General features: G+C 42.3%; 3 protein-coding genes. 1 reads left to right on the forward strand and 2 read right to left on the reverse strand.

What is annotated here, in order from left to right; all coding sequences use genetic code 11:
- Positions 1-448: TRAP transporter large permease subunit (locus tag AFK68_RS03775; RefSeq protein WP_143437486.1), on the forward strand; the 448-nt coding region annotated here is incomplete at its 5' end.
- Positions 449-1,322: 874 nt separating this feature from the next.
- Here AFK68_RS03775 and AFK68_RS03780 read toward each other — a convergent pair.
- Positions 1,323-1,742: a peptide chain release factor 1 gene (locus tag AFK68_RS03780; RefSeq protein WP_094671659.1), complete on the reverse strand. Its 420-nt coding sequence runs from the start codon at positions 1,740-1,742 to the stop codon at positions 1,323-1,325.
- 579 nt (positions 1,743-2,321) lie between these two features.
- Positions 2,322-2,777, reverse strand: a complete 456-nt coding sequence (locus tag AFK68_RS03785) for a DUF4168 domain-containing protein (protein WP_168186308.1) — start codon at positions 2,775-2,777, stop codon at positions 2,322-2,324.
- Positions 2,778-2,974 lie beyond the last annotated feature (197 nt).

The raw sequence follows: 2,974 nt of genomic DNA on the forward strand, positions 1-2,974 counted from the left end.
GCTGATCATCTTCGGCTCGGCGACCTTCTCGGCGCTGCTCGCCTTCTCCGGCGCGAGCTCGGGACTGATCCGCTTCGCCACCGGCTTCGAGCTGGATGCCACGGTCATGCTGCTGGTGATGTTCTGCATCCTGCTGGTGCTGGGCATGTTCATGGACCAGCTCTCCATGATGTTGCTGACCGTGCCGGTCTTCTTCCCGCTGGCACAGACTCTCGGCTTCGATCTCATCTGGTTCGGCGTGATCATCCTGCTGGCGCTGGAGATCAGCTTCACCACGCCGCCCTTCGGCCTGCTGCTCTTCGTCATGAAGGGTGTTTCCACACCGGGCACCACCATGCGGGATATCTACGTGGCCGCGATTCCCTTCATGGCCTGCTCGATCCTGCTGGTCGGCCTGCTGATCATCTGGCCGGAGATCGCGCTCTGGCTGCCCAGCTTGGGTAGATAGCGAAACCTGTTCCAGCCCACTCCCCCTCCCGACCGCCCCGGAATTATCATATGGACGGCCGGGAGGGGGAGCGGGCCGGCACCGCCACGCACTAGAGCATATTCCGACCACACGGAATCATTTGACCGGGGAGATTTTCCGCTCTGATAAGGCGCGGCTCGCAATGCGATGCGGCGCATCGGATAAGAGACGCAACGCAGTCAGGGCGGAAAAGAACCCGGCCTCCGGTGGGCTTTGAAGGCTCATCGGCCGCGTTGCGCTGCTTGCCCGATGCGCCGCATCGCGCTGCCCAACGCGCCTTACCGAATGAGACTTCAAAGCCCATCAAATTGATCCCGTGTGGTCGGAAAATGCTCTAACTTCACAACCCTTTCGGATGGGTGAGGAATTCCTCGATCACTTCCTGTGGCGCTTTTCGGATGAGTTTTTTCTACAGTTCAGGCTAGCAGCTCTACTACAAGCTTTAATTGGAAAAATATGTGATTTCGATCGCAATAATATAGGGACTTTCCATCGAAAGTCCCTACAGAGGTAAAGAAAGGTTGATTAATTTGTTAGAGATATCTAATATCATCTCCGGATAAGAGCGTGATAAAAAAACGTTCTCCTTAGAAATTTTCATGGTTACTCTAAGATTTACATAAACCCGCCCCGCCCGATGGTGGTTTATATCATTGGGGGCGGGTTTATCTGACTTAATGTGAAAACTCGTTGTACGGACGTTGCATAACAAAAATGCGTTTTCCGTGGGTGCAGGTTTGAAATTAATGAATAATGAATAATGGATAATGAATAATGAAAGATTTCCATACTCCCTTACTATCTCTCGGTTTTAACAAGAGGTCATTATTAACTATTAATTATTAATTATTAATTATCGTTGCCAATAAGGTCGTCCTTTCCAGAAAACTCCTACAGCTAAACTTATTAATGAAGCTCTAGATGCAGTTAGCAATATAGAAGGCAAAGGTAATAAAGATTTTAATAATAAACCAATAAATAAACAGAAAACTAGCGCCCAAAGACTAGAATTATTCAGTAACCATTCTTTTTGCCACCATTCCAATAAATAAACCGCTAATGCTCCCATTCCTATTGCTACCCCTATGGGTATTAAAACCCCAAAAAATGGAGATGAAAATAACATATTCAATGGTTTGAGAATCACAAAGAAATAAGTTAGGCTGAGGATTAATAATACTTCTGAAGTTACTACTGTCAAAGTAGTTATTAAACTTACTAAAGATAGTTCTGGCCAAGGTAGATTTTTTAAACGTTGCCAAATATTATTCATTAGTTGATAATTCCTGGGATAAGAAAAATCAGGTCAACCTTTAATTATACCAAATAATTAGCAAAACTTGTAGTATTTTGACACACCTCAAATATGACAATAGTAGGGGCGATTTCCTGCAGAATGCTTTGCTACGCACATGACACGCAAAGGCGTTTGCGACAGCACTCGGAACGAAATCGCCCCTACTCCCTCTTTTTTAGAGATGTCTACCCCTACTCCCTCTTTATCTGGAGATATCTAATTAATTAATTAATTAATTAATTAATTATTGCTCTGCTGATTAAATATTAAAGCCTTTACAGATAAAGCTTTTATAATTTTTAGGTCTGGAAAAAGTACGAACTTTTAGGTCAAAAAGATTCAAAAATTTAGGATTTTGGGTTGACTCATGGCTGAAAAATCAAGGGATAATTTTTATGACTACCTCCTCTAAATTCCCCATTCCTCCTGATTCTGTACGGACGTTGCACAGGCAAAAATGCGTTTTCCGTTCCGGAATGCTCCGCTTTCCATGTTGCGCAGCAAAACGTCCCTACCTCCTGACTCCTACTCTCACCCATAACACTTCAGCAAACCCTAATTACCAGTTTCTTCTTGAATACGAATCAACTCAGCTTGAATTTTTTCTCGCAAAGTTGGATCGGTTTTTTGAGTCATTGTAATTCGATTAAACCTAGAAACTGTCAAATCATTTCCTTCAATAATTTTTTTAGCTTGATTGCAGTAACTAACAGCAATTACCTTAACATTTTGTGGTAAAGTATTAACACTACTTTTCTGATTACAAATTATTGGTGGAACAGAACCACCGGGAGTTTGTTTTTGAAATTCATTTTGAATTTCTCTATATACTCCTATTCTTAAGTTCTCAATTTGTAAGACTGAAAAAGCATACTTTGTTATTTCTTCAGCAGTTACTGCTTGATCTGTGAAAGATTCTTGAGCATAGACTGCTGTATCAAATATAGGAGTTAATGATGATGGGTTTGACACTCTAGGTACTACACCCATCATTAAGCCCAATGTAGACAAAGTTGCAACTAATAAAGACCGGGATATTAGTCTCTGGGGGTATAGTTGGATATTACAAACTATAGCTTTGATGTTCATACTTCTGAGCAAAAATAAAAATTAAACTACCATTAGTATTTAGAATTATTTTAATCCAATAAAGTTCCCACTGAATCCCACTGAATAGGGGTTTTCGGCAAACTTTTGTTTCTCGAATT

The organism is Hydrocoleum sp. CS-953 (assembly GCF_002260545.1).
GTDB lineage: Bacteria > Cyanobacteriota > Cyanobacteriia > Cyanobacteriales > Microcoleaceae > Trichodesmium.